The 2194-nt window shown below is 77.7% G+C and carries 2 protein-coding genes; both read right to left on the minus strand.

What is annotated here, in order from left to right; genetic code table 11:
- Positions 1-128: 128 nt before the first annotated feature.
- Entirely contained in the window at positions 129-1991 is a 1863-nt protein-coding gene (locus ACK586_RS18840) for a peptidoglycan D,D-transpeptidase FtsI family protein (protein ID WP_409332035.1), read from the minus strand.
- 1 nt (position 1992) lies between these two features.
- Positions 1993-2194, minus strand: a 202-nt coding sequence (locus ACK586_RS18845; RefSeq protein WP_425330390.1) for a hypothetical protein, incomplete at its 5' end; no start/stop codon positions are given.

Here is a 2194-nt window from a genome sequence, read left to right on the forward strand (position 1 = left end):
CCCCCCCCCCCCCCCCCCCCCCCCCCCCCCCCCCCCCCCCCCCCCCCCCCCCCCCCCCCCCCCCCCCCCCCCCCCCCCCCCCCCCCCCCCCCCCCCGGCAGGAGGCCGGGGTCAGGGCTGGTCCAGGGTCAGTCCTCGGCCGTCAGCACGAACTCCGGGCGGGCGGTGCCGGAGGGCACGACGCCCCCGGCGGTGAGGGCGTGGCGCATCACGTCGGCGAAGACCGGCGCGGCGACCTGGCCGCCCTCCGCCGAGCTGGTGGGGCGTTCCAGGTCGACCGCGACCACGTACTGCGGGTCGTCGGCCGGGGCGAAGCCGACGAAGGTGGTCACGTAGCCGCCGCCGGCGTAGCAGCCGCACTCGGGGTTGGCGCGCTGCGCCGTGCCGGTCTTGCCGGCCACGCGGAAGCCGTCCACCTGCGCGAGCGGCGCGGTGCCGCCCGGGCCCACCACCGCCTCCAGCATGGCGGCCATGTCGGCCGCGGTCTCCTCGCTGACCACGCGGGTCGGCTGCGGCCGCGGGGCCGGGGTGACGGTGCCGTCGGGGGCGGTGACGGAGGACACCAGCCGTGGCTCGATGCGGACCCCGCCGTTGGCCAGCACCTGGTAGACCGACGCCATCTGCAGGGTGGTCACCGACACGCCCTGGCCGATGGGGACGTTGGCCGCCCGGCTGGCCGTCCAGTCCTCCGACGGCTCCAGGATTCCGGCGCTCTCGCCGGGCAGCTCGATGCCGGTGGTGCTGCCGACGCCGAAGGCCCGCAGGTACTCCTCGAGGCGCTGGTCGCCGAGCTCGCGGGCGAGCATGATCGTGCCGACGTTGCTGGACTTGGCGAGGATGCCGGTCACCGTCCAGTCGATCGGCTCGTGGTCGTGGGCATCGGTCACCACGACGTCGCCGGCCTGGATGCGGTCCGGGACGGTGAGCACCTCGTCGGGGGTGGTCAGCCCCTCCTCGATCGCGCCCGCGAGGGTGACGGCCTTCATCACCGAGCCGGGCTCGAAGACCTGGGAGACCACCGGGTTGCCCAGCAGCTCCGGGTCGGTGCTGCGCGCGGCCCCCGGGTCGTAGCCGGGGCAGCTGCCCATCGCCACGACCTCGCCGGTGTGCACGTCGAGGACCACCGCCGAGGCTCGGGTGGTCGCCCCGTCGCCGCAGGCCTCGGCCAGCCGCTGCTCCAGCACGAACTGCACGTCCTGGTCCAGGGTCAGCTGCACCGAGCTGCCGTCGACGGCCTCCGTGGACTCGTCGATGCCCGACGGGATGGGGTTGCCGCCGCTGCCGACCTCGTAGCGGCGCTCGCCGTCGGTACCGGACAGCTGCGCGTCGAAGCGCTGCTCGATGCCGGCCAGCCCGTCGCCGTCCGCACCGACGAAGCCGACGACCTGCCCGCCGACGAACCCGGCCGGGTAGAGCCGCACCGGGTCGTCCTCGAAGAGGATCCCGGGAAGCCGCAGCTGCTGGACGGCGCTGACGGTCTGCGGGGGGACCTGGCGGGCGAGCTCGACGTAGCGGCCGTCCCGCTGCAGCCGCTCGGTGAGGTCGGACACGGGGACGTCGAGGAGCGTGGTGAGCGCCAGCGCCGTCCGCTGCGGGTCCGCCACGAGCGAGGGGTCGGCGGTGACCCGGGAGGCGTCGACGGTGTAGGCGAGCAGGTTGCCGTGGCGGTCGAGGACCTGGCCGCGCAGCGCGGCGATCTCGACCGTACGCAGCCGCGCCTGGGAGGCGGCCTCGGCGTACTCCCCGCCGTCGACGCCCTGGAGGAGCACCAGCCGGCCGGTGACCAGCAGCAGCGCGATGGCGATCAGCGCCATCCCGACCCGCAGCCCCCGCACGGGCAGCACGGGCAGCGTGGCCCGGCGCCGGCGGCCGGGCGCGCGCCGCGGGGTGAACGCGCCGGCCGGGCGCGGCGGCCCGCCGGACCGCTGACCACGGGCGGGCAGGGCGCGCTCGGCGCGCCGGCCGGGGTCCGGACCGGGAGGAGCGGCCACCTCAGTCCTCCGCCGGCGGAGCAGGGGGCGCCTCGGCCGGCTCGGGGGTCCCGCGGAGGGTGACCGACCCGTCGGGCCCGATCACCAGGTGGGCCGCGGTCCCGGCCGGGACCAGGCCCCGGGGCCCGGCGGGGCGGCGCCGGCGGGCGGGCCGGGCGCGCGCCCCCCCCCACGCCGTAGGCTCGGACACCGTCGAGGCCTTC

The organism is Trujillonella humicola (assembly GCF_046233715.1).
GTDB lineage: Bacteria > Actinomycetota > Actinomycetes > Mycobacteriales > Geodermatophilaceae > Trujillonella > Trujillonella humicola.